At 72.7% G+C, this 4,428-nt stretch carries 4 protein-coding genes and 1 pseudogene; 1 reads left to right on the top strand and 4 read right to left on the bottom strand.

Annotation, left to right across the window (positions count from 1 at the left end; all coding sequences use genetic code 11):
* From AC1DP0_RS18590 to AC1DP0_RS18580, 3 genes and pseudogenes are all read right to left on the bottom strand, one after another.
* Positions 1–185 (bottom strand): annotated as a pseudogene (locus tag AC1DP0_RS18590) (thioesterase family protein); the annotation flags it as partial.
* Between the two features lie 9 nt (positions 186–194).
* Positions 195–908, bottom strand: coding sequence for a TetR/AcrR family transcriptional regulator (locus AC1DP0_RS18585; protein ID WP_478087322.1), 714 nt, complete (start codon positions 906–908; stop codon positions 195–197).
* A 69-nt stretch (positions 909–977) separates the two neighbouring features.
* Positions 978–1,958, bottom strand: coding sequence for an L-lactate dehydrogenase (locus AC1DP0_RS18580; protein WP_478087320.1), 981 nt, complete (start codon positions 1,956–1,958; stop codon positions 978–980).
* A 96-nt stretch (positions 1,959–2,054) separates the two neighbouring features.
* Here AC1DP0_RS18580 and AC1DP0_RS18575 point away from each other — a divergent pair, with 96 nt between their 5' ends.
* Positions 2,055–2,813 (top strand): YqjF family protein, encoded by a 759-nt coding sequence (locus AC1DP0_RS18575; RefSeq protein WP_478087318.1) that lies wholly within the window; start codon positions 2,055–2,057, stop codon positions 2,811–2,813.
* Positions 2,814–2,847: 34 nt separating this feature from the next.
* Here AC1DP0_RS18575 and AC1DP0_RS18570 read toward each other — a convergent pair whose 3' ends face one another.
* Positions 2,848–4,203, bottom strand: a complete 1,356-nt coding sequence (locus tag AC1DP0_RS18570; RefSeq protein WP_478087315.1) for an aspartate aminotransferase family protein — start codon at positions 4,201–4,203, stop codon at positions 2,848–2,850.
* Positions 4,204–4,428: the final 225 nt, after the last annotated feature.

Here is a 4,428-nt window from a genome sequence, read left to right as displayed (position 1 = left end):
GGCTCGTGCAGGTCGATCTCGTGGGCGAGGATGCCGCTGACCGGCGCCATGTGCTGCTCGTCGTCCCGCCACGCGCCCTGCACGTGGACGGTGGGGGCATAGAGACCGGGCCCGAGCCGCCGGTAGAAGGCAGGAGTCTCGCGGTCGAGCTCGACGGCAGTGTCTTCACGGGTGTCGCTGGTCACGCGACCACCCTAGGCAGACGCTTCGCGGTCCCGTGCAGCGCCACCGCCGGGCCCGTCGGACAGCCCCAGCCCGAGGTCGACCATGCGGACCAGGCGCGGCGCGAGCTCGTCGACGGCGCCCGGCGGGAGGTCGCGCAGCGGCCCCTCGAGCGCGAGCATCGCCATGCCGTGCACGGCCGACCAGGCGAGCAGCTCAGCTCCCGGGCGTTCGTGCTCGGACATGACTCCCGCGTCGACCATGGCGTCGAGGGAGTCGGCGAGCAGCTGGAAGGGGGTGCGTCCACCTTCGCCGGCAGCCTCGGCCGACGCGGCCCGGCTGAGGTCGACGGGCACGGCGAAGGCCGCGCGGAACAGGCCCGGCTCGTCCATGGCGAAGCGCAGGTAGCCGACGCCGACGGCCCGGAAGCGCGCCCGCGCCCGCGGACCGGCGTCCAGGTCGTCGGGAACGCCGTCCATCGTGGCGCTGATGACGTCGGCGGCGCGCGCCTGCGCCCGGGAGACGACCTCGCCGAGGAGCGCGTCGCGGTCGGCGAAGTGGCGGTAGGCCGCATTGGCCGACACGCCGACGCGACGGGTCGCCTCACGCAGGACGACCTTGTCGGGGCCGCCCTCGCGGGCGAGGTCCGTGCCGGCCTCGAGCAGGGCGCGGCGCAGGTCGCCGTGGTGGTAGGTCGCCCGGGCCGCCGGGATGTCAGCGGCGTCGGGGGCGGCGGACGGGGTCACAGGCCCATCATGCTCCGGGGGCGGCGCGACGGGCGCCACCCGTCCTCGGGATGGACGTCGGTGTCGTCGTCAGAACCCGAAGCGTCGAGCGGTACCGCGCACAGCTTCGGCGGAGGCCCGCAGGCCCGACAGCTCCTCGTCCGTCATCGGCACCTCGATGCGGTCGCCGACCCCGCCGGCATGGACGATGGCCGGCACCGATAGGCAGACGTCGCTGATGCCGTAGTAGTCGTCGAGCAGCGACGAGACCGGGAGGATGCGGCGCTCGTCGTGGAGCACCGCCTCGATGACTCGCGTCGCCGCGAGGCCGATCGCGTAGTTCGTGGCGCCCTTGCCCTCGATGACCCGGTAGGCCGACTGCATGACGTCGGTGGCGATGCGGCTGCGCGCCTCCTCGTCGAGCGCGATGCGCCCGTCCGGGGTGCGCCACTGGAGCAGCGGCACCGAGCCGATCGAGGCGGACGACCACAGCGGCAGCTCGGAGTCGCCGTGCTCGCCGATGACGTAGGCGTGCACGCTCTGGGCGGCGACCCCGGTGTGCTCGGCGAGCAGGAAGCGCAGCCGCGACGAGTCGAGGACGGTGCCCGAGCCGAAGAGCCGCTCCGGCGGGAGCCCGGACACCTGGAGCGCGGCATACGTCACGACRTCGACCGGGTTGGTGACGATGAGGTGGACGGCGTCCGGCGCGACCTCGACGAGCCGGGGAAGGATCGACCGCATGATGCCGATGGTCGACTCGGCGAGGTCGAGACGGGACTGGCCGGGCTTCTGCTTGGCGCCGGCCGTGAAGACGATGACGTCGGAGTCGGCGAGGACCTCGATGTCGTCCGACCCGCCGACGTGTGCCATCGGGACGAACTGGATGCCGTGGCTGAGGTCGAGCGCCTCGGCGTGGACCTTGGCGGCGTTGACGTCGAAGAGCGCGACGTTCTTCGCGACGCCACGCATCAACGCGGCATACGCCAGGGTCGCGCCGACGGCGCCTGCCCCGACGATGCCCAGCTTGGTTGTGCGGCGGCGCGCTCCGTCCCCCGGTGCCTGCGCGGTCATGGTCCGGTCCTCCGTCGCTCGTCGTCCGAACTCGCTGTCGGGCCTGTGCTGCCCACGCTAGCGGCGGTGCGGCGCGCTGCGTGTGACGATGGGGACGTGGACCAGCCGATGGACGCCGTCGACCCCCTCGCTGGCTACCCGGTGCAGGCTCCGCCGCTCCGGCCACCCGTCGTCTTCGACCAGGTGTGGCGCGACCTGACCTTCGTGCACTGGCCGGTCGACCCGGACTCCGTCCGGCAGCTCTTCCCCGAGGGCACCCGCCCGGACGTCTTCGCCGACGGCAGCACCTACGTCGCGCTCGTCCCGTTCGTCATGGACGGCATGCGCCTCGGGCGGGCTCCGTCCCCGCGCGTGCCGTGGCTGGGCAGCTTCCTCGAGACGAACATCAGGCTCTACTCGGTCGACGACGCCGGGCGCCACGGGGTGCTCTTCCGCTCCCTCGAGACCGAGCGCGCCCTCGTCGTGGCCGCGGCGCGGCTCGGCCTCGGGATCCCCTACACCTGGGCCCGGCTGCGCCGGCACCGCGACGGCGACCGGGTCACCTACGAGAGCCGGCGGCGGGCCCCTGAGCGGGGGCTCCGGAGCGTCCTCACCGTCCGCGTCGGTGAGCGCGTCGAGCCGACCCCGCTCGAGACCTGGCTCACGGCCCGCTGGGGCGCCCACACGCGGGTGGCGGGGCGCACGCTCTGGGTCCCCAACGAGCACGAGGCGTGGCCGTTGTATGCCGCGACGGTCGTCGAGCTCGCCGACGACCTCCTCGCGGCGAGCGGTGTCACCCCCTCCGGACCCCGGTTGCGGGCGCTGTGGTCGCCCGGCGTGGCCACGCGCTTCGGGCGACCGTCGCGCGTGGCCTGACCGGCTGGCCCCCTGGTTGGTCGGGCGAGCGCTCCTAGGCGAAGAGCTCGCGCAGGCACGCCTCGAACATCGTCGTGTGCGCTTCGACGTCGGCGGCCGTCGTGGCCGGGCTCATGAGGGCCATGTTGTGGAAAGGCGTCAGGAGGATGCCGCGGTTGAGGGCGTAGAGGTGGAGGTACTGCTGCAGCTCGAAGTCGTCGGCGTCGTGCGCCTCCTGCCCGTCGTGCGACGGGCGGCCGGAGAAGTTGTACTCCGCCCGGGCGCCGAGCCGGGTCACGTGCCAGTCGGCACCCACGGCGTCGATGCCCGCCTGCACGCCGTCGGCCCACGCGTCGGCGAGCGGCACCATGTGCTCGAACGTCTCGGTCGTCATGACGTGCTCGAGGGTGGCCTTCATCGCGGCCATCGACAGGCCGTTGCCGGCGAGCGTGCCGCCGATGCCGCCCACGTCGATGTCCTCCAGCTCGATCGAGCGGGCGATCCGGTCGGCGATGTCCTGACTGAAACCGAAGGTGCCACAAGGGATTCCGCCGCCGATGGACTTGCCGATGACGAGCATGTCGGGGACGAGTCCGTGCGCTCCGGTGTAGCCGCCCGGGCCGGCGCAGATGGTGTGGGTCTCGTCGTTGACGAGCAGCGCGCCGTAGCGCGTCGCCAGCTCGCGCACCCCCTCGTTGTAGCCGGGGTCGGGCAGGACGATGCCGATGTTCGTCAGGGCGGGCTCGACGACGATCGCCGCCACGTCGCCGTGGGCCAGGGCCCGCTCGAGCGCCCCGAGGTCGTTGAACTCGACGACGCGGGTCGTCTCCGACGTGTCGACCGGGGCGCCGATGTTGCTGCGCCGGTCGACCGTCGACCCGTCCGGGGCCAGCGTCGCGAACGCCTCGTCGACCGAGCCGTGGTAGCACCAGTTGTGCACGACGACCTTGCTGCGGCCGGTCAGGTGCCGGGCGTAGCGGATCACGTGCCGGTTGGCGTCGGTGGCGGTCAGCGTGAACTGCCAGTAGGGCAGGCCGAAGCGCTCGGCCAGCCCCGTGGACACCGCGATCGCGTCCTCGGTGGGCAGCATCGTGGTGATCCCACGGGCGAGCTGTCGGGTCACGGCCTCGACGGTGGGTGCGGGCGAGTGGCCCATCATGGCGCCCGTGTCGCCGAGGCAGAGGTCGACGTGGTCGATGCCGTCGACGCAGGTGAAGTGGGCGCCTTCGGCGTGCTCGACGAAGACCGGGAAGTCGCCGGGCCACTTGACCATCCAGCTCATCGGGACACCGCCGGGCATGTGGGCGGCTGCCTGCTCGGCGAGGGCCCGGGACCTGGGCCGGGCGGCGGTGAAGGCGGCGCGTTCGCGGGCGTGCAGCTCGGCCAGGCGGGCGCGGTCGACGGTGCTCATGATCGCATCATGCCGTGACCCGGCGCACGGCGGAAGTCACGGTCCGAACCGCGTCACGCCGCGGATTCCGTAGGCCTTTGATGCTGATTCAAGTGAAACGGCAGAGCCGCGGGGGTCGTCTCCCGGGCAGCAGAGGTGGCATGATCCCGGCCATGCCCCCGAGCGGTTACCGCGGCCTCAGCCTCTGGCACGACACGATCGACGACATCGAGCCACGTCCTGCGC

The organism is Terrabacter sp. P5_B1 (assembly GCF_056400505.1).
This window is presented reverse-complemented; position numbering and strand designations above follow the sequence as displayed.

Bases quoted from the DNA above. Each gene is read 5' to 3' on its own strand.
- AC1DP0_RS18570 (WP_478087315.1), bottom strand. From the start codon at position 4,203: ATGAGCACCGTCGACCGCGCCCGCCTGGCCGAGCTGCACGCCCGCGAA.